The 20,335-nt window shown below is 32.3% G+C and carries 22 protein-coding genes; 11 read left to right on the forward strand and 11 right to left on the reverse strand.

Annotated elements, in window-relative coordinates; genetic code table 11:
• Window positions 1–22: 22 nt before the first annotated feature.
• Complete coding sequence (locus ACQ0RB_RS03675; RefSeq protein WP_430496559.1) at window positions 23–1,195, reverse strand: proline dehydrogenase family protein; 1,173 nt, start codon at window positions 1,193–1,195, stop codon at window positions 23–25.
• Window positions 1,196–1,292: 97 nt separating this feature from the next.
• Between ACQ0RB_RS03675 and aroB the strand changes: the two genes are divergently transcribed.
• The gene (gene aroB / locus ACQ0RB_RS03680) at window positions 1,293–2,360 is read left to right on the forward strand and encodes a 3-dehydroquinate synthase (RefSeq protein ID WP_430496561.1); all 1,068 of its coding nucleotides are present in this window, start codon (window positions 1,293–1,295) and stop codon (window positions 2,358–2,360) included.
• 53 nt (window positions 2,361–2,413) lie between these two features.
• Here aroB and ACQ0RB_RS03685 read toward each other — a convergent pair whose 3' ends face one another.
• Together ACQ0RB_RS03685 and ACQ0RB_RS03690 are read right to left on the reverse strand one after the other, a co-directional pair.
• Window positions 2,414–2,893 carry an Lrp/AsnC family transcriptional regulator gene (locus tag ACQ0RB_RS03685; RefSeq protein ID WP_131506780.1) on the reverse strand — a complete coding sequence of 160 codons (480 nt, stop codon included), beginning with the start codon at window positions 2,891–2,893 and terminating at the stop codon, window positions 2,414–2,416.
• Window positions 2,894–2,966: 73 nt separating this feature from the next.
• Window positions 2,967–4,109 carry a M14 family zinc carboxypeptidase gene (locus ACQ0RB_RS03690; protein ID WP_430496563.1) on the reverse strand — a complete coding sequence of 381 codons (1,143 nt, stop codon included), beginning with the start codon at window positions 4,107–4,109 and terminating at the stop codon, window positions 2,967–2,969.
• Window positions 4,110–4,412: 303 nt separating this feature from the next.
• Here ACQ0RB_RS03690 and ACQ0RB_RS03695 point away from each other — a divergent pair, with 303 nt between their 5' ends.
• From ACQ0RB_RS03695 to ACQ0RB_RS03705, 3 genes are all read left to right on the forward strand, one after another.
• Window positions 4,413–4,787: a helix-turn-helix domain-containing protein gene (locus tag ACQ0RB_RS03695; RefSeq protein WP_430496564.1), complete on the forward strand. Its 375-nt coding sequence runs from the start codon at window positions 4,413–4,415 to the stop codon at window positions 4,785–4,787.
• 80 nt (window positions 4,788–4,867) lie between these two features.
• Window positions 4,868–5,254: a hypothetical protein gene (locus tag ACQ0RB_RS03700; protein WP_129760132.1), complete on the forward strand. Its 387-nt coding sequence runs from the start codon at window positions 4,868–4,870 to the stop codon at window positions 5,252–5,254.
• 3 nt (window positions 5,255–5,257) lie between these two features.
• Window positions 5,258–6,049: a TerC family protein gene (locus tag ACQ0RB_RS03705; protein WP_430496566.1), complete on the forward strand. Its 792-nt coding sequence runs from the start codon at window positions 5,258–5,260 to the stop codon at window positions 6,047–6,049.
• A 24-nt stretch (window positions 6,050–6,073) separates the two neighbouring features.
• On the opposite strand, the gene ACQ0RB_RS03710 is transcribed toward ACQ0RB_RS03705, so the two are convergent.
• The 8 genes from ACQ0RB_RS03710 to ACQ0RB_RS03745 all read right to left on the reverse strand — a co-directional run bounded on the left by ACQ0RB_RS03710 (window position 6,074) and on the right by ACQ0RB_RS03745 (window position 14,769).
• Entirely contained in the window at window positions 6,074–8,758 is a 2,685-nt protein-coding gene (locus ACQ0RB_RS03710; protein ID WP_430496568.1) for a DNA gyrase/topoisomerase IV subunit A, read from the reverse strand.
• A gap of 3 nt (window positions 8,759–8,761) precedes the next feature.
• Window positions 8,762–9,241 carry a hypothetical protein gene (locus ACQ0RB_RS03715; RefSeq protein ID WP_430496570.1) on the reverse strand — a complete coding sequence of 160 codons (480 nt, stop codon included), beginning with the start codon at window positions 9,239–9,241 and terminating at the stop codon, window positions 8,762–8,764.
• Window positions 9,238–11,097 carry a DNA topoisomerase IV subunit B gene (locus ACQ0RB_RS03720; RefSeq protein WP_335975816.1) on the reverse strand — a complete coding sequence of 620 codons (1,860 nt, stop codon included), beginning with the start codon at window positions 11,095–11,097 and terminating at the stop codon, window positions 9,238–9,240. Before ACQ0RB_RS03720 ends, ACQ0RB_RS03715 begins: the two co-directional genes overlap by 4 nt.
• 150 nt (window positions 11,098–11,247) lie before the next feature.
• The gene (locus tag ACQ0RB_RS03725; RefSeq protein ID WP_430496572.1) at window positions 11,248–11,709 is read right to left on the reverse strand and encodes an SRPBCC family protein; all 462 of its coding nucleotides are present in this window, start codon (window positions 11,707–11,709) and stop codon (window positions 11,248–11,250) included.
• Window positions 11,710–11,800: 91 nt separating this feature from the next.
• Entirely contained in the window at window positions 11,801–12,895 is a 1,095-nt protein-coding gene (ychF, locus tag ACQ0RB_RS03730) for a redox-regulated ATPase YchF (RefSeq protein ID WP_131506796.1), read from the reverse strand.
• A gap of 113 nt (window positions 12,896–13,008) precedes the next feature.
• Window positions 13,009–13,773 (reverse strand): class I SAM-dependent methyltransferase, encoded by a 765-nt coding sequence (locus tag ACQ0RB_RS03735; RefSeq protein WP_430496574.1) that lies wholly within the window; start codon window positions 13,771–13,773, stop codon window positions 13,009–13,011.
• A gap of 32 nt (window positions 13,774–13,805) precedes the next feature.
• A complete protein-coding gene (locus tag ACQ0RB_RS03740) occupies window positions 13,806–14,324 on the reverse strand; it encodes a DUF3124 domain-containing protein (protein WP_430496576.1) in 519 nt (172 codons plus the stop codon).
• Window positions 14,325–14,415: 91 nt separating this feature from the next.
• Window positions 14,416–14,769 carry a 4Fe-4S dicluster domain-containing protein gene (locus tag ACQ0RB_RS03745; protein ID WP_129760141.1) on the reverse strand — a complete coding sequence of 118 codons (354 nt, stop codon included), beginning with the start codon at window positions 14,767–14,769 and terminating at the stop codon, window positions 14,416–14,418.
• 119 nt (window positions 14,770–14,888) lie between these two features.
• On the opposite strand from ACQ0RB_RS03745, the gene ACQ0RB_RS03750 reads away from it, so the two are divergent.
• The 7 genes from ACQ0RB_RS03750 (at window position 14,889) to ACQ0RB_RS03780 (ending at window position 20,317) form a co-directional block, all read left to right on the forward strand.
• Window positions 14,889–15,947 carry an acyl-CoA reductase gene (locus ACQ0RB_RS03750; protein WP_430496578.1) on the forward strand — a complete coding sequence of 353 codons (1,059 nt, stop codon included), beginning with the start codon at window positions 14,889–14,891 and terminating at the stop codon, window positions 15,945–15,947.
• A gap of 81 nt (window positions 15,948–16,028) precedes the next feature.
• On the forward strand, window positions 16,029–17,090 hold the full coding sequence (gene serC, locus ACQ0RB_RS03755; protein ID WP_129760143.1) for a 3-phosphoserine/phosphohydroxythreonine transaminase: 1,062 nt from the start codon (window positions 16,029–16,031) through the stop codon (window positions 17,088–17,090).
• Window positions 17,091–17,221: 131 nt separating this feature from the next.
• On the forward strand, window positions 17,222–18,172 hold the full coding sequence (locus tag ACQ0RB_RS03760; RefSeq protein WP_262732744.1) for a D-2-hydroxyacid dehydrogenase: 951 nt from the start codon (window positions 17,222–17,224) through the stop codon (window positions 18,170–18,172).
• Window positions 18,173–18,274: 102 nt separating this feature from the next.
• Complete coding sequence (locus ACQ0RB_RS03765; protein ID WP_430496580.1) at window positions 18,275–18,916, forward strand: DUF937 domain-containing protein; 642 nt, start codon at window positions 18,275–18,277, stop codon at window positions 18,914–18,916.
• A 122-nt stretch (window positions 18,917–19,038) separates the two neighbouring features.
• The gene (locus ACQ0RB_RS03770) at window positions 19,039–19,470 is read left to right on the forward strand and encodes a DUF6146 family protein (protein WP_430496581.1); all 432 of its coding nucleotides are present in this window, start codon (window positions 19,039–19,041) and stop codon (window positions 19,468–19,470) included.
• A 26-nt stretch (window positions 19,471–19,496) separates the two neighbouring features.
• Window positions 19,497–19,985: a DUF6787 family protein gene (locus tag ACQ0RB_RS03775; protein ID WP_129760147.1), complete on the forward strand. Its 489-nt coding sequence runs from the start codon at window positions 19,497–19,499 to the stop codon at window positions 19,983–19,985.
• Entirely contained in the window at window positions 19,985–20,317 is a 333-nt protein-coding gene (locus ACQ0RB_RS03780) for a hypothetical protein (RefSeq protein ID WP_430496584.1), read from the forward strand. Before ACQ0RB_RS03775 ends, ACQ0RB_RS03780 begins: the two co-directional genes overlap by 1 nt.
• Window positions 20,318–20,335 lie beyond the last annotated feature (18 nt).

Raw genomic sequence — 20,335 nt, forward strand, 5'->3', positions numbered from 1 at the left:
CAATCGATTGATTGGAGTTTTTTCATAACTTTCTTCTCTTCTTTTCTGTTTTTAATAAACTAAGTTCCCTACTCGTTTGTCCTGCAACAGATGTATTCTCTTCTGCTCTTCTTATCAAATATGGCATTACATCTTTAACTGGTCCAAATGGGACATATTTTGCAACATTATAGCCATTATCAGCCAGATTAAAACTAATATGATCACTCATTCCATAAAGTTGACCAAACCATACTCTGTTATCTTCTTTCTCTATTTTAAGCTGCTCCATCAAGTCCATAGCTAGATAACAACTGTATTCATTATGAGTACCTATAAAAACCGAAATATCCTTTAAATGCTCTAAAGCATAAGTAAGCGTATCATTAAAACAATTGTCAGTAGCTAGCTTATTTTCACAGATAGGAGATTCGTAACCTTTCTTTTCAGCACGCTCACGTTCTTTCTCCATATATGCACCTCTAACAATTTTCACACCTATTGTAAAGCCCTTTTCTTTAGCTCTAGTGTGTAAATTCTTTAAATAATCTAATCTATCCCAACGATACGTTTGCAGTGTATTGTAAACAATAGGTTTTTCTTTATTGTAAATAGACATCATTTCTTCAATTAGATCATCAGCTGCATCTTGCATCCAACTCTCTTCAGCATCAACAAGCAATTCAACATCGCGTTCTTTTGCCAATTTACATACGGCATGAAATCGTTCCACTACTCTATTCCACTCATCTTGCTCCTCACTAGTAAACGCTTTTCCTTCTCCTTTTTTCTGATATAAGTAAAATCTCCCAAAACCAGTAGGTTTAAATACAGCAATAGGCATCGCATCCTTTTCATCTGAAAACCTTATAATCTTCAAGGTTTTCTCCATAGCATCATCAAAATGTGATTCAACTTCTTTTCCTTCAACTGAATAATCTAAAACCGAACACACTCCCTTTTCATACATCTTATCAATTACATTAAGACAATCGTCCTCACTTACACCACCACAAAAGTGATCAAAAACAGTTGACCTAATTAAACCTTCAACAGGTAAATGTGCTTTTAGCGCAAAGTTTGTAGCCGCAGTTCCTATTCTCACTAAAGGCTCGTGAGAAATCATTTTAAACAAAAAATAAGCACGCTCTAACTCTGAGTCACTTTTTAACTGAAAAGCAACCTCAGTGTTTTCAAAAAAATTTTTATCTATCATTATCTGAACAAAATAATAGCAAATATATTTATTCATCTTCTATTTTTAATCAAAATCTACTTATTTTCATACCCTATTTAAAGTATAGATGCATTTTATGAACTCCATTACAACCAAAGACAGCACAATTCATTTTAATTCAAACTGTTACACTGCCATTAATGAGTATTTGGCTTCTAATAGGTTTTCTAAAATTTTTATAATTACCGATTCTAACACGAATACAAATTGCTTACCTGAGTTTTTATCGCGTATAGAAACTGATGTTGCTATTGAAATTATTGAAATTGAACCAGGAGAAACTCATAAAACCATTGAGACTTGTGTTGGTGTTTGGAATGCGCTTTCTGAGCTTGGTGGAGACCGAAAAAGCTTAATACTTAACCTTGGTGGAGGTGTCGTAACCGATTTAGGCGGATTTGTTGCTTGTACCTTTAAACGCGGAATTAAATACATAAACATCCCTACTTCTCTTTTAGCTATGGTAGATGCCTCTGTGGGAGGAAAAACTGGAGTTGACTTAGGGAGCTTAAAAAATCAAATAGGAGTTATTGACTCTGGTGATATGGTATTAATTGACACTAACTTTCTTTCTACTTTACCACAAAGTCATTTAAAATCAGGGTTAGCTGAAATGCTAAAGCATGGTTTAATCTACGATAGAAATTATTGGGATAAAATGACCGACTTATCAAAACTCAACCTTGACGATTTAGATGCACTTATCCACGAATCTGTTATTATAAAAAATACTATTGTTACTAAAGACCCTTTTGAAAACAACGTTAGAAAGACACTTAATTATGGTCACACACTTGGTCATGCTATAGAGTCTTACTTTTTAAGTAATCCGAATAAAACCGATTTACTTCATGGTGAAGCTATAGCTATTGGTATGATTTTAGAAACTTATATCTCTTCAAGACTATTCAATTTCCCTGAAGCAGATTTGGAAGAAGTGAAAAAAGTGATTTTAAATGTATTTGCTCAAGTAGATTTTGATGATAATGATTACCCTGAGATAATTGAGCTCTTAAAACACGATAAGAAAAACGAACACGGAAACATCAATTTTGTGCTACTAGAAGCCATAGGAACACCAAAAATTGATTGTTTAGTGGACAACGAGCTTATAATTGAAGCCTTTGAATACTACAAAAAATAAACCCTTTACTCTAGAGCAAAGGGCTTCTTGTTATGTTTATTAGTTAGTGATGGTTACATATCATTAAAAATAGTGTGCATTAAACGTTTTTTATCGTTAATGCTTTCCTCAAGAGAAATCATAGTTTCTGTTCTATAAACACCTTCAATATCGTCTAGTTTAAAAATGACATCCTTAGCATGGTCAGTATTTCTTGCTCTAATTTTACAGAAAATATTGAATTTTCCTGTAGTAATATGAGCTACAGTAACAAAAGGTATTTCATTAATACGCTCTAAAACAAATTTAGTTTGAGAGGTGTTTTGTAAAAATATACCAACATAAGCTATAAAAGAATATCCCAGCTTTTTATAGTCAAGTGTCAAAGACGAACCTTGTATAATACCAGCTTCCTCCATTTTTTTCACTCTCACATGTACAGTACCTGCAGAAATAACTAATTTTTTTGCAATATCTGTAAAAGGAACTCTTGTATTATCGATCAACATATCTAGAATTTGGTGATCTATATCGTCTAATTTGAATTTTGCCATTTTTAATTTTCTTTAAATTTAAAGCAAAAATAGTAGATTTTTATTGAAGATAATACAAGGAAAAGTGATTTTTTTAAAGATATAATGAAGTTTTTTGATTGTTTATCAAAACGAAATCGTTTTCGCTTTCCACTTTTAGAGCACCATTTTTAGCATCTAAAACCTTGCTATTGTTGGCATTTATTTCCCTGTGAGCATAAAAGTTTTCTAATTTTGAAATTTTTTGAATTTTCGGCACAAAAATGATGGAATTTTCTTTCAATCGCTCTTCATATTGAATCGCAATGTCCAAAATTTCACCATTTACGTCTGCATTTCTGATAATAATATCGAAAAACAGCTTCTCATTTGCTGGAATATCAAAATAAGACTCATAACCTTCTCCTTCAACATTATTATTTGTAATATAATTGAAAGATGTTAATAGCGAATTAAAGATAAGCGCTCTAGTTTCTTCTCTAGCATAATCATTTGGAAAATGTCCAGCTTCAAACAAAATAGTAGGCACACCTTTATGTTGAAACGTGTCTCCTACACAATTTATATTAAACGCATCATCATAAATACCAACTTTATTAGGTATAACTTGTTGCAACGCATTATTCATAACCGAAATCACTTCCATAGCTATTTTTCTATTTTTAGAAAGACTACGAGCTTCGTCTTGCGCTGGAGACAAAAAAGATACTATAGCTGAGTTATTGGACTTTCCTGCACTAAAAATTGTACGCTGACCATGTAAATTATAGCAATAGTCTGGTTTAAAGTCTTCAAAACACGTTTTAAGAACTAAACTTTCTGGCTGAGTAAGGTTTTGAGCATCTCTATTTAGGTCAACCTCATTTGCATTAACTCGTGTATATGCTCTAGCACCATCAGGATTAAGTATAGGAATGATTTTTAAAGTACAGTTATTTAAAATAGCCTTAGCGTAACTATTATTAGATGCAAGGAAGTTAAACACATCAAAAAGCGCTTTGGTAGTTGTGCTTTCATTACCGTGCATTTGCGACCATAACAATAAACGTTTTTCACCTTTACCAACAGTAACAGAAAAAATATCTTCTCCATTAACCGATTCTCCAATGACATCAACTCTAAAATTTGATGGTAAATTATTAAGCAAAGAAACAATATGATCATTACAAATATATCGATGATGCAATGACTTTTCCTTACTAAAACTATAGGCGTTTTTAATCAATTCAATATCCATAGATTTTCTTTAATGCTACAAAGGTATACAATTGTAAATTTACAATTGTAAACACAAAAAATTGATGGAATAAATACACTTGTAAACAGAAAATTTAATTTTTAAACTGGGAACACTTCATTTAAATATCCAATTTTTAACAATTGCGTATTTATTTATTTAAAATATTATTTATCAGATATTTAATATATTTTACTTAAAGTAAAAATATATATAAAATTATTAAATATGAAACAATAATAATCTACATATCATATTATTTGTTACATTTGTAACACCAAATCTTAAATTTGTATGTTTACAATGATAAACAACGAAGAATTCATTATCCGACTACAAAAAGTCATCGATTTTTATGGTGAAAGTGCATCGTCTTTTGCAGAAAAAATTGGTGTGCAACGCTCTAGTATTTCGCATATACTTTCAGGACGAAATAAGCCTAGTTTAGATTTTGTTTTGAAAGTGCTACACTCCTATCCCGAAGTTGAATTGTATTGGTTAATGAATGGTAAGGGAGAATTTCCTGCTACCGAAAATCAAAAAATTGTTCAACCCGAAATTAAAACTATTGAATCAATAACCCAATCACCTTCTCCTACTTCAAATTCATCTGAAAAGAAAATAAATAGAATTGTAATTTTTTATGACGATGGTACTTTTGAAGATTTTGTTAAATAGTTTTACTCACATTCTTTTTATAATAGCAACAAATAAATTGGTAGGTTTCTTTTCGTAATTTTGTATTACAATTAACTTTTATGAGACTACTTATTTGTATTTGCTTTTTAGCCTTGTTTTCGAGCTGTTTTCAAACTGAACGTAATTGTAGTGATTACAAAACAGGAACTTTTGAATTTTCTTATCTCGACAATGGTGTCGAGAAAACTGCAAAGTTTACCAGAACGGAAGATTATAGTATTGATTTTATTGAAGGAAAAGCTGATTCGTCTTCTGTACGATGGATAAATGACTGCGAGTTTATTTTAAAAAAACTACACCCTAAGTCTACACAAGAAGCAAAAGCTATCCATATGAAAATTCTAAATACAACTGACAATTCATATACGTTTGAATACACCTACGCTGTAAAAGAGCAAAATAGATCTAATCGCGTTGAAAAAGGAGTTGCCACTAAAATCGATTAAAAAATGTTAGAGTTTTTACTTACACCAGATGCTATAATGGCATTGTTAACATTGACATTCCTTGAAATCATCTTAGGAATAGACAATATCGTTTTCATATCTATTGCTGCCAACAAATTGCCTGAACACCAACGTAGCAAAGCCACAAATATTGGTTTACTGCTAGCTATGTTACAACGTATTATTTTGTTGTTTTTCGTTTCCTTTTTAATTGGACTTAAAGAGCCTTTTTATACGATAGATAACTCTTGGCTACATGTTGGTATTAGTTGGCAAGCTATTATTTTATTTGCTGGTGGACTTTTTCTTATCTATAAAAGTACTTCTGAAATTAGAGAAAAAGTTGAAACTCCAAGCCATGACGAAAATAATGTAAAACACAAAAAAATCACCTCGTTATCGCAAGCCATTACTCAAATTTTGATTATTGACTTTATCTTTTCGGTAGACTCTATTTTAACTGCTGTAGGAATGACCAATGGTTTACACCCAAACCACAATTACGCTTTAGTACTTATGATTATTGCTGTAGTTATTTCAATAATAATTATGATAGGTTTTGCAAACCCAATTAGAAAATTTATAGACACACATCCAAGTATGCAAATATTAGGATTAGCGTTTCTAATACTTATTGGTTTTATGTTGATTACTGAAGCTGCGCATTTATCTCACACTTCTGTTTTTGGACAAACTGTTGGAGCTATACCAAAAGGATATTTGTACTTTGCTATAGCATTTTCACTGTTTGTAGAATTTTTAAATTACAGAGTTACAAAAAACAAGAGCAAGTAAATTTTGTTCTTAGCTAATTAAAGCTTAAAACAGTGTGATTTGTCCTTCTTCATCAGTTTCAAAATTGTTGTCGTCATTATTAGTTGAACTGTTTGATGAATTCGACTCTTGCTTATTGTCGCTTGATGCTTTAGGAGCATTGTCATCATTACTAACTTCAGTTTCGTCAACAACCTCTATATCATCAGCAGGCACTTCCTCTGGAGCTTCATAAGGCAATGGCTCAAGTAAGCTTACTTGGTTTACTTTATCTTTTGTTAGTTGATTCCCTAAAGCTGTAATTCCTTTAATAGCAATAAACTCTTCAAGATTGATTTCTAAATTAGGTTTACGGTCTTTACCTCTTTCTTTAGTAAATTCAATTTCGGCAACAGGTTTCCAATCGGTTGAAACAATTTCTAAACGAGACTCAGGATGTTCCGAAATAAAAACTTCTTCCTTTCCTTCATTCTCAATTAAAAAGCGCTTGACATAGTACAACTCTTTTTCGCCATTATAATATATAGCTGAAATAGGTTTTTTAGGCACCCATTTCTCCATGACAATCATATCGTCATCAAAATGCGTGGTAATTTCAGGAATAATAGTCTTTACTATACCAGATTGAGTTATGATTAAAATACGATCTTCTCCTCTAAACTCACCAACCAGTTCTCCTCTACCATCAACATTTAATCGTTGTACAGTATCATCAAACCAAATTTTTCTTGGTTTTAAAGTTGAGACTCCTTTTTCTTTAAGTTCAATGCGTTTTACAGAGTATTTAGTAACTAAATTTCCTTTAGAAGCTCGACCTTTTATAAGTATATCGGCAAAATCCAAATCCCATTTTAGTTTTTTAATGCTTCCTACTTGACGTAACAAAACAGTTACCACTTCTGCTTCGCCATTAGGATTAGCAGAGAAATAATACACTAAAGAGCTCTTCGAGCCATTAGTTAAATCGTACTCTCTATCTCGAGTTATTGAAGTTACGGCAAAACGTTTTACATACGTTGGACCTCCTTTTCCATCTCTATAAATCATATTATAGATGGTACGCTTGTCCTTTTTCTTAAATACAGCTACGTGAATGATATCTTTACCAATAAATGTTTTTGAATCCACTTTGGTAACCATCATTTTACCTTCTCGTGTAAACACTATAATGTCATCAATATCACTACAATCGCACACATACTCATCTCTTTTAAGCGAAGTACCTACAAAACCTTCTTCTCTATTCACATAAAGTTTTGTGTTTCTAATTACAACTTTTGTAGCATCAACATCATCAAACACACGAATTTCAGTCATTCGCTCCTTACCTTCACCATAGTCTTTTTTCAATCGCTCAAAATAAGCAATAGCATAGTCGATAAGGTTATCTAAATGGTGTTTTACTTCGGCGATTTGTTCTTCAAGAGCATCTATTTTTTGTTGTGCTTTTTCAATATCAAATTTTGAAATACGCTTAATTCGTATTTCGGTTAATCTAACAATATCGTCTTCAGTAATTGCGCGTTTTAGATGCTTAATATGTGGCTGAAGTCCTTTGTCGATAGCTTTTATAACACCTTCCCAAGTTTCTTCTTCTTCAATATCACGATAAATTCTGTTTTCAATAAAAATACGCTCTAAAGATGCAAAATGCCACTGCTCTTCAAACTCTCCTAGCTTTATTTCTAATTCACTTTTTAAAAGCTGAACTGTATTGTCTGTAGAACGACGTAGCATTTCAGAGACACCAATAAACAATGGTTTGTTATCTTCAATAACACAACCTAATGGCGAAATTGAGGTCTCGCAATTGGTAAATGCATAAAGTGCATCAATGGTTTTATCAGGTGAAATTCCGTTAGGTAAATGCACAAGTATTTCTACCTCTGCTGCAGTATTGTCTTCAATCTTTTTAATCTTGATTTTTCCTTTTTCATTCGCCTTAAGGATAGAATCAATTAATGAAGAGGTATTTGTACCAAAAGGAATTTCGGTAATTACTAAAGTATTTTTATCTAACTGAGAAATTTTTGCTCTAACACGAACTTTACCTCCTCTGTTTCCATCATTATAGTTAGTAAAATCAGCGATTCCTGCAGTAGGGAAATCTGGATATATTGTAAAGCGCTTTCCTTTTAAGTGTTTAACAGAAGCATCGATTAACTCGATAAAGTTGTGCGGTAAAATTTTAGTTGACAGTCCAACTGCAATACCTTCTCCACCTTGAGCTAATAATAATGGAAACATTACCGGAAGATTTACAGGCTCTTTACGACGACCGTCATAACTAGCTTGCCACTCGGTAATTTTTGGGTTATACACCACATCTAAAGCAAATTTAGACAAGCGTGCTTCAATATAACGCGATGCTGCAGCACTATCTCCTGTAAGAATATTTCCCCAGTTTCCTTGGGTATCAATGAGTAAATCTTTTTGACCAATTTGTACCATGGCATCAGCAATACTTGCATCTCCATGAGGATGGTACTGCATAGTATGACCAACTATATTAGCCACTTTGTTATAACGACCATCGTCTAAGTCTTTCATAGAGTGCATAATACGTCGTTGAACTGGTTTAAAACCATCTTCAATTGCTGGTACAGCACGTTCTAGAATTACATACGATGCGTAATCCAAAAACCAGTCTTTATACATACCAGTAACTCTGGTAATTGTTTCCTGGTTATCATCATGTTCATTCAACAAATCGTCTTTTTCTTCGCTCATTAATTAGTGTTGTTTTCGGTTTAGTTTAATCATTTTACTCAATGACTGTCTTATATACTTGCGCTTTTTTTTAGAAACCAAAGTTACATTAAAACGTTCTTTTTTTGTGTGCCCTCTTCTATCTTTAATATAAAGTATTAAGCCTTTATAAATTATAAAATTCACAAACTTATATCCTGTGAGATTTTCTTTTTCAAACTCTATAGTATGCTCACGATAGTTAAAATGATCTGAAAGCAATAAACCTTTATTAGACACTACTACTTTAAGTCCATCACTATCATACTCAAAATATTTAGAAATACTATGCACCACAAAGAACAAAAACGCAAAACTTAAAGCTATAATAACAAACGTAAGTAACGGATTGCTAGTTAAATCCTTGAATGCGCTAAAAACGGTTGCAAAAAATATGGCAAGCACTATCAGTATAAAATATACCGATATTATCACATTTCTAACTTTTGAGTTGTTGGTTCTCATACACTCTCCTCAACGATATCTAACTCAACTTTAAGGTTATTAATGATAAATTCTTGTCTGTCTGGTGTGTTTTTACCCATGTAAAACGACAGTAATTCTTCAATAGACATGTCTTTGTCTAACATTACAGGATCTAAACGAATATCTTCGCCAATAAAGTGTTTAAACTCATCTGGTGAAATCTCACCAAGACCTTTAAATCGTGTAATTTCTGGTTTTGGCTTTAATTCTTCTATAGCATTTAGACGTTCTTCGTCTGTATAGCAATAAATGGTTTTTTTCTTATTACGAACCCTAAATAAAGGTGTTTGTAATATATATAAATGACCTTCTTTTATAACTTCTGGGAAAAATTGTAGGAAAAACGTAATCAACAACAATCTAATATGCATACCATCAACATCAGCATCAGTAGCAATAACCACATTGTTATAACGTAAGTCTTCTAACGACTCTTCAATATTTAAAGCTGCTTGTAATAGGTTGAACTCTTCGTTTTCGTATACAATTTTCTTACTTAGTCCATAGCAGTTTAAAGGCTTTCCTTTTAAGCTGAAAACCGCTTGAGTATTCACGTCTCTAGATTTTGTAATACTTCCCGATGCAGAATCTCCCTCAGTAATAAATAAGGTAGTTTCTAAGTTTCTTTCGTTTTTGGTATCACCAAAATGAACACGACAGTCTCTTAATTTTTTATTGTGAAGACTTGCCTTTTTAGCTCTGTCTTTTGCAAGCTTTCTAATTCCTGAAAGTTCTTTACGCTCGCGTTCTGCCTGTAAAATTTTACGTTGAATTTTCTCAGCAGTATCAGGATTTTTATGTAAAAAGTTATCTAAGTATGTTTTTATAAAGTCATTTACATAAGTTCTTACAGTGGGCAAATCGCCTCCCATATCAGTTGAACCTAATTTTGTTTTTGTTTGACTTTCAAAAACAGGCTCCATTACTTTTATTGAAATGGCAGCAACGATAGATTTTCTAATATCTGAAGCTTCATAGTTTTTACCGTAAAACTCACGGATGGTCTTCACTAAAGCTTCTCTAAAAGCCGCTAAGTGCGTACCTCCTTGAGTGGTATTTTGTCCGTTAACAAAAGAATGATATTGCTCGCTATACTGCGTTTTACTGTGAGTTAAAGCTATTTCAATATCATCTCCTTTTAGATGCACTATTGGATATAGCACATCAGTCTCACTAATGTTTTCAGACAGTAAATCTTTAAGACCATTTTCACTATAATACTTTTCTCCATTAAAGACAATGGTTAATCCAGGATTTAAGTACACATAGTTTTTGAGCATTTTTTCTACATACTCATTTCTATACTTATAGTTTTTAAATATGGTTTCGTCAGGAATAAAAGATACTTTGGTTCCTTTTCGTCTTGATGTATCATCTAAAGTTTCTTGGTTTGTAAGATTTCCTTGTTCAAACTCTGCTGAAGCTGATTTTCCATCACGTGTAGATTCTACTCTAAAATAGTTTGATAATGCGTTTACAGCTTTTGTACCAACACCATTAAGTCCTACCGATTTTTTAAACGCTCTAGAATCGTACTTACCACCTGTATTCATTTTAGACACAACATCTACAACTTTACCTAGTGGAATACCACGTCCGTAATCGCGAACTATAACCTTGTTTCCTTGTATGGAAATTTCAATGGTTTTTCCTGCTCCCATGACATACTCGTCAATGGAGTTATCTAATACTTCTTTTAAAAGAATGTAAATACCATCGTCTGGAGATGAGCCATCACCAAGTTTACCAATATACATTCCTGGACGCATTCTAATATGTTCTTTCCAGTCGAGTGAGCGTATATTATCTTCGGTATAATTGGTTTGTTCTGACATAGAATTGAGTGAATTTAGTGATAGGATGCTAATATAATATATCACTTTAAAAAATGAAATACACAACCCATAAAGTAATTAACAATAAAAAAGCCTATGTCGTTGATAACGTAGGCTAAGAGGTTAAAAATTTGCTAATGAGGAGCAAATCTATTTTTTAGCTGAATCTTCAATAGCTGATTTTAAATATTCAACCCTACTTTTAAGTAAACTTTTGGTATAATTTCTCATAATTACCTTCTTAGTCATTTTTCCTAAAAATCCATAAGGCAATTCAAAACTAAGAACATTTACAAGTAACGTTTTTTCTCCGTAAGCTTTAAAGTGAAATTCATTACGAAAGGACTCAAAAATACCTTCAACCATTTCTTCTACAAAATAATTAGGTTTTTCAAGTTCTGAAATTTTCAATGTTAAATGTTGAAGAAATCCAAAGTGCTCTTCTTCCCAACTCACCCATTCACCTAATTCTAATATTCCATAAGTTTTACCAGATACAGCTCTTAATGAGGCTCTGTCTAGGGATTGTTCATGAATAGCTACATCTCGAGCTAAATCAAAGCACAATTTTATATTCGCATTGATTAAAGTTTCTGTTTTTACAGAGGGCATATGTTGAGCTAACTTATTACATCACAAGACTTAGTCTTTGCTTTTAAAGTTTAGACACAACATATTAACAAAGTCACATAAAAAAGTAACATTATACATTAAATAGGAAATGCATAACATCGCCATCTTTTACAATGTAGTTTTTACCTTCAACTCGCATCTTTCCTGCTTCTTTAACTTTTGCTTCGCTACCATAGCTTGTGTAATCACTGTAAGCGATTACTTCAGCACGAATGAAACCTTTTTCAAAATCGGTATGAATTACTCCAGCAGCTTGTGGTGCAGTTGCTCCAATATTTACTGTCCATGCTCTAACCTCTTTAACACCAGCAGTAAAATACGTTTGAAGACTTAACAGCTTATAAGCAGCTCTAATTAATTTTGATGAACCAGGTTCTTCTAGACCTATGTCTTGTAAAAACATTTGACGTTCTTCATAATCATCTAGCTCATTAATATCTGCCTCAGTACCTACAGCTAACACCAATACTTCGGCATTTTCATCTTTTACAGCTTCTCTTACTTGTTCTACATAAGCATTACCTGAAACAGCAGAACCTTCATCAACATTACAAACATACATTACTGGTTTATCTGTTATAAATTGTAGCGGCTTAACGAATTCTAAATAATCATCTTCAGAAACTTCAACAGCTCTCACAGAAACTCCAGACTCTAAGCCTGCTTTTATCTTACTTAAAACCTCTTCTTCTTTTTGTGCTTCTTTGTTTCCTGTTTTTGCAGCACGCTTAACTTTGTCAAGCTTCTTTTCAACAGTTTCTAAATCTTTAAGCTGAAGTTCCATATCAATGGTTTCCTTATCTCTTATAGGATTTACATTTCCATCAACATGTACAATATTATCATTATCAAAGCAACGTAACACATGTAGAATTGCATCAGTTTCTCTAATGTTTGCTAAAAATTGATTTCCTAAACCTTCTCCTTTACTTGCTCCTTTAACTAAACCAGCAATATCAACAATCTCAACAGTTGCAGGAATAACACGCTCAGGTTTTACTAATTCTTCAAGTTTTTCGAGTCTTGGGTCTGGTACATTTACCACTCCTACGTTAGGCTCGATAGTACAAAACGGAAAGTTTGCACTTTGCGCTTTAGCATTAGACAAACAATTGAACAACGTTGATTTACCTACGTTTGGCAATCCTACAATTCCTGCTTTCATAATTTATTTGGCAATTAAATTTAATGTATAAAACCAAGTGTTTGGTTTAGCGTGTGCAAAGGTAGACATTTAGTTATAATCAACAACAAAATAATTACTACTAAATACTAAGCCTAAAGTAAGGATTTAAAGTCGTTAAAATCTATTAAGTTAAGTATTCGTTTTCTGTCTTTTGAAAAGGTATTGTACTCAAAAAAAACATTAGTGAATTTAATAGTATTCCCTACAGATTTATTAGGAGACAAGACTCCAATTCCCCAATCTGCATCAATACAACATGATGTAACATCTTCGCTAGACCTCCATTTTACAAAAGCTTTCCATGTAGTTCCGTTCCAACTGGTTCCTGCTGGAGAAAATGTATAATCAATTTCTTCACGAGCGTGCCATTGCGTAGGTGGATTACAATCATGCATCACGATAAACCCATCTTCTTTTATATATTTTAAAGCATTTTCAATGTCTTTATCTACTTGTTCAGCCAAATGAGAGCCATCAATAAATATAACATCAAACTTTATATTAGAACTCAAAACGTTACCTTGTTCTAACTGATTAAAAAACTCATCACTTGTCATCTTAAAATCAACTGGGTTTTCTTTAAAAGCATAACCAGGATCTACACCGAACTTTACATGAGAATTAATTTTATTAAAATTAGTTTTAGGATTACGAACACCAATCTCTAAATAAACTGTTTCACGGTTAAACTTAGAAAGTATGTAATTAATAATGACAGTTCTAGAAGGACCATTTTGTTGTTCTTTTTTTGTTTTTAATTGACCATCAATATAAAATGAGTCGTTTAAAAAATTTCTCCCTTTAACCAAGTAATACAAAGGCTTAATTTGTTTTAAAAAACTTTTAATCTGTTTCATTCATTAGTCATTTAAGGAGCTTTCAATCTTTTTTATTTAATCCGCTTACCTTGTGTGCTAAACGACAAGCCTTGTTGTCCCATAGTAGAAATCATTATAGCTTCAAATAAGGGTTCAGGAGCATTGATTGGAGTTACCCAATCAAAAACAAAATTACCTCCTGTGCCTCCACTTCTGTCAGATTCTTTTATTACAATCTCCAATGTTTCCAACGGTTTTAAAAACACAGGAAAATTAATGTGTTTTTTCACCAAATCACCATGAGTATCATACAAATCTGCCGTTTTAAGATAAATTGTATCTGTTCTACTCACATTTCGCATGCTTATTGTAGCTGTAAGATTATGTGTTCTATGTTCGGTTAAACTATAAATTTGCGAATAGACTGATAAGTAAGTGCTTCCACTATTTTTTAATAATGAATCATTTACCGTTGTTGCTTTTCTTTCGTTCCAATTTACCGACTGAGGCAAATCATCTACATTATTTTTTGTTTCATTACACGAAAACAAAAAAAGAACCAAAACACAAATTACACTTATATAACGCATTATATTTTTTTTACTAAAATAAGATATAGCTAACAAAAAACCCCAAGTTAAACTTGAGGTTTTTTAAATTTTAATACTTAAAAATGTTTTTTTAATCCTCAGGATGCATAAATGCTTGTTTTCCTAACAACTCTTCATCTGTTTCAACATGGTCGTCATCAGGCACACAACAATCCACAGGACATACTGCTGCGCATTGTGGCTCTTCATGAAACCCTTTACACTCAGTACATTTATCAGGAACTATATAATAAATTTCATCACTAATAGGTTCTTGTGCCTCATCAGCATCTACTTGCTTTCCGTTTGGTAACACTACCGAACCAGATAAACTAGTTCCATCATTATATCTCCAATCGTCAGCACCTTCATAAATTGCTGTATTTGGGCATTCTGGTTCGCAAGCACCACAGTTTATGCATTCGTCTGTTATAATTATTGCCATAGGTTATTCTTGGATTTTTGAATTTTATTTAATCCATAAAATAAAACTCAGGTTCACTTTCATTTTTCTAACTTTGCACAACAAAAATAAAGCCAAAACAATTCATAACCAAACTAAGAATGAATTTAGAACAAAGAATTAATGCATTCGTAAAATTAGGCGAGTTTTTAAGTCAATTTACTACAGAAGGTTACTCAAAAAAAGACACTATTCCTCACAACGAATTATTTTTTGATGGCTTTAAACATCAAATTAAAATTTCCGAAGAGCAAAATGGTTGGTTTACTGAAAGTAATGTTTTATTCGCTTTAGAAGGTTGGAGTAAATCACTTGAAATAAAAAACATTAAAGAATGGATTAAGAACTATAACTTTAACACAGTAAATCCTAAAAAAATAGCCATTATAATGGCAGGAAATATTCCTTTAGTTGGCTTTCATGATTTTTTATCTGTCTTAATGTCTGGTCATGATGTGTTAGTTAAGCAATCATCAAACGATAAGAGCTTACTTCCTTTTTTAGCTAAATATATAGAGTATGTTGAACCAGGTTTTAAAGGAAAAATTAGTTTTACAGAAGAAAAACTAAACAATTTTGACGCTGTAATAGCTACAGGAAGTGATAATACTGCACGCTATTTTGAATATTACTTTAAAGACAAACCTTCTATAATTAGAAAAAATAGAAATTCGGTTGCTATACTTACAGGAAATGAAACCGAAGAACAACTAGATAGTTTATCTGAAGATATTTTTAGATACTATGGCTTGGGTTGTAGGAGTGTTTCTAAGTTATTTGTACCAAAAGGTTATGATTTTGACAAGTTCTTTAAGGCAATGTATAAATGGAACCCTATTATCAATCAAGCTAAATACGCTAACAATTACGACTACAACAAAGCAGTGTATTTAATGAGTGAATTTGATATGCTTGAGAATGGGTTTTTAATGATTAAAGAAGATAAAAGCTACGCTTCGCCAATAGCAACTGTATTTTATGAGTACTATGATAGCATTGACACACTTAAAGAAATGCTAACTGAAGATTCTGACAAAATTCAATGTATAGTTTCCGATGGCATTTTTGAATCTGAAATTGCTTTTGGCAACACTCAAAAACCAAATCTTTGGGATTATGCAGATAATGTAGATACCATTGAATTTTTGTTAAAAATATAGTTGATAAATTATAGATTATTTAACGAGTTTTTTAATAGAATTTATCACCTTTGTCAAGACTACATTTAAACATTTACAAGAATGAAAAGACACAATTTTAGCGCAGGACCTTGCGTATTACCAAGAGAAGTTATTGAAAAATCTGCTCAAGCAGTTTTAGATTACGACAACGGTTTATCGCTAATAGAAATATCCCATCGTAGTAAAGCGTTTGTAGACGTTATGGAAAACGCCAGAGCATTAGCTCTTGAACTTTTAGGTCTTGAAGGTAAAGGCTACAAGGCATTATTTCTTCAAGGTGGAGCAAGTACTCAGTTTTTAATGGTTGCGCTTAATATGTTAGAAAAAAGAGCTGGTTACCTTAACACAGGTACTTGGAGTGCTAAAGCCATTAAAGAAGCTCAAATTTATGACGATATTTACGAAGTAGCATCTTCTAAAGATGCTAACTATAACTATATCCCGAAAGGATATGATATCCCAACTGATTACGATTATTTTCACTGTACATCAAACAACACCATTTTTGGAACACAGATAAAAGAATTCCCTGATTGTCCAATACCTATGGTATGTGACATGAGTAGTGATATTTTTTCTCGTCAACTAGATTTTTCAAAGTTTGACATTATATATGCAGGAGCTCAAAAAAATATGGGTCCAGCAGGTACTACTCTAGTTGTTGTTAAAGAAGATGTACTAGGGAAAGTATCTCGTAAAATCCCTTCAATGATGGATTATAAAGTGCATATTGATAAAAGTAGTATGTTTAATACACCTCCTGTTTTTGCAGTATACACATCAATGCTTACTCTAGAATGGTTAAAAAACCTAGGAGGTATTGAAGCTATTGAAAAAGAAAACGAGAAAAAAGCACAGTTAATTTATTCTGAAATTGACCTAAACCCACTCTTTAAAGGATTCGCTACAAAAGCAGACCGTTCAAACATGAATGCTACGTTTACTCTTGAAAACGAAGACCTTAAAGAAACATTTGATACTATGGTAAAAGATGCAGGGATTAATGGTTTAAATGGTCATAGAAGTGTTGGTGGCTACAGAGCTTCAATGTATAATGCACTTCCGTTAGAAAGTGTTGCTGTACTTGTTGAAGTTATGAGCGAATTAGAACGAAAAGCATAATTCAAAAATCAGTAAACCAGTTGCAGTATGCAGTTGGTTTTACTCAAATTATAAAAAATAATTAACCCTAAAAGTTTAAGCTAATTGTTTCACAGCTTTTAGTCCATAACTTTTAACTTTTAACTTAAATAATGAAAGTATTAGCAAACGATGGTGTTTCTCAAAGTGGTATTGATGCTTTAGAAAATGCAGGTTTTGAAGTAAACACTACAACAGTTGCTCAAGAGCAATTGGCAAATTATTTAAACGACAATCAAATAGATGTACTTTTAGTGCGTAGTGCAACTAAAGTTAGAAAAGACATTATCGACAATTGTCCAAATTTAAAAATCATTGGTCGTGGTGGTGTTGGTATGGATAATATTGATGTTGACTATGCTCGCAGCAAAGGCATTCACGTTATAAACACACCAGCAGCTTCTTCACATTCGGTTGCTGAACTTGTTTTTGCTCACTTATTAGGTCTTTCAAGATTTTTACATCAATCTAATAGAGATATGCCTTTAGAAGGTGATAGTAATTTTAAAGGTCTTAAGAAAAACTATTCTAAAGGAACTGAATTAAAAGGAAAAACAATAGGTGTAATTGGTTTTGGACGAATTGGTCAAGCTACAGCAAAAGTAGCTTTAGGACTTGGCATGAAAGTACTTGCATTTGACCCTTTTATTGAGAAAACCGATTTAGAGTTAGAGTTTTTTGATGGTCAAAAATTAAGTTTTGAAATCAAAACCATTTCAAAAGAAGACGTTTTAAAACAATCAGATTTTATTACACTTCATGTACCTGCTCAAAAAGACTACGTTATTGACAAAGCCGAGTTTGACACTATGAAAGATGGCGTAATTATAGCTAATGCTGCTCGTGGTGGTGTCATTAATGAAGTAGCCTTAGTAGAAGCCATTACATCAGGTAAAGTTGCAAGTGCTGCTTTAGATGTTTTTGAAAAAGAGCCTAAACCAGAAATTCAATTATTAATGAATCCTTCGTTATCGCTTACACCTCATACAGGAGCTGCAACAAACGAAGCACAAGATAGAATTGGAACCGAACTAGCCACTCAAATTATAGAGTTGCTAAAATAATAATGTGACCAAATCATTAAAAGTGAGTCCTAATTAATACAATTAGGACTTTTTTTTGTAAATTGTATAGTCATTTTATTAACCAAATAACAATTAAAAATCATGTCAGGTATACTAGACTTATTAAACAGCGACCTAGGAAAAACTATCATTAGTGGAGTTTCTGGGCAAACCAATCAACCAGAAGACAAAACAAGTAGTGTATTAACAATGGCTTTGCCTGTTTTAATGCAAGCTATGAAACGAAATGCTTCTACTCCTCAAGGAGCTGAAGGATTATTAGGCGCATTAAACAACTCTAAACACGATGGAAGTATCTTAGATAATCTTGGTGGATTATTTAGTGGTGGTGTTGACTCTAGTGTGCTAGACGATGGAAGCAAAATTTTAGGACATATACTTGGAAACAAGCAACAAAATGTAACTAATACCTTAGGAGCTAAATCTGGTATGGATGCTGCTTCTGTAGCACAAATACTTAAAGTAGCCGCTCCTATTTTAATGGGTGTTTTAGGTAAAGAAAGTAGACAAAGCAATGTATCTAGTCAATCTGGACTTGAAGGACTTTTAGGTGGTTTAATTAAAGGAAACTCTCCACAACAAGAACAAAGCTTTTTAGAATCGATACTTGATGCTGATGGCGACGGAAGTGTAATTGATGATGTTGCAGGAATGGTTCTTGGAGGAAACAAAAAGAAAAGTGGATTAGGAGGACTTCTAGGAGGCTTATTTGGAAACAAATAAATTTTTCTAAATCATAAATACTAAAAGCCAAACGAAATGTTTGGCTTTTTTGTAGTGTTAAATGAGTTAAAAACCAATAATTTAAGGCATAATTTTTGTACCTTTAACAGAAACGTTAAGCTATGAAAGCCTTTGTTTACACAATACTGTTAGCCCTTTTTGTCTTTAGTTGCAATAGCACAAAAACTGTTACTGAACATTCTGCTCCTAAAACAATTTCAGAAGAAGACACAGTTAGAATAACTAATGATGAACTAGAGTATGAAATCATTATTATTGAACCAGGTTTTAATACTTGGTTACAAAGTGTTGCAAGACCTGAAGGCTACTATTCTCAAGATTTTTTAGAAAACAGAAACTTACAATACGTTATAGCTTGGAACCAACGTGTTATGCAGCCTCAACAATTCAATCCAGATCTTTACGCTATGCAAATTGACTATCAAAATGGAATTGATTATGGCTATGAGGTAAATTATAAACTGTACAACTACTTTATCTACTTTCAGCTCACTTACAAGCAAAAATTAGCAGGCTTCATTCCTAGAATTTAAACTATATTTGCATAGCAAAAATTGCTATGAAAAAATTTAAAGAAAACTGGGAAATACAACATAATTGGCAACTACTCTTTCCAATTATAGGTATAGTTGCTTTACTCTACTCTTCCTATAAACTTTCATCTTTGTTTATAGATACAGTTTGGTTAATTGTTTTAGTAAGTATCCCTATTTTTTATGCGTTGCTTAAGTTCTTTTTATTTCTTTTTAAAAAACTGGAAAAGAAATGGATACTGCAATACAAGTGGGAAATGATTAGGGTTTTTATTGTATTTGCTATAACTGGATCAACTTCAGCATATATAGGTAAGCCTATTTTTTCATTGCTTGGAATTACTAAAGAAAACTTAAACCCTATAGTTTATTGGGTTTTATTTATTATCATTGGGCTCATTTTTTACCAGCTGCTTTTGGTGTTTTTTGGATGGCTCTTTGGTCAGTTCAATTTCTTTTGGGAATTTGAAAAAAAGATGCTTCGTAGGTTTGGTTTAAAACGGTTTATTGATTGATGCAGCAAACAAAACAACATATTTTTATAAAATTATCAGCACTTTTATTAGTGCTTGGGCTGTTTGCACCTGAAGCTGAAAAGTTTGCACACACATTCAATCATCATAAGCATGAAGTTTGTCATGGAGAAAGTGAAACTCACCTTCACACACTAGATGTAGATTGTAGCTTTTATAAATTTAAGCTTAATAATTCTTACACTCTCCCTGAGTTTAATTTCGAAATTGCTATAATAAAAGACAATCATGAAATAATAGTATCTCAATACTTCTTTTTAAGCGATTATCAACGCTTGCATTTTTCCTTAAGAGGGCCTCCTTTTTATAGTTAACATATACGACTTCAATTT

The sequence above is a fragment of the Gaetbulibacter sp. PBL-D1 genome (assembly GCF_050509525.1).
In the GTDB taxonomy this organism is placed as follows: domain Bacteria; phylum Bacteroidota; class Bacteroidia; order Flavobacteriales; family Flavobacteriaceae; genus Gaetbulibacter_B; species Gaetbulibacter_B jejuensis.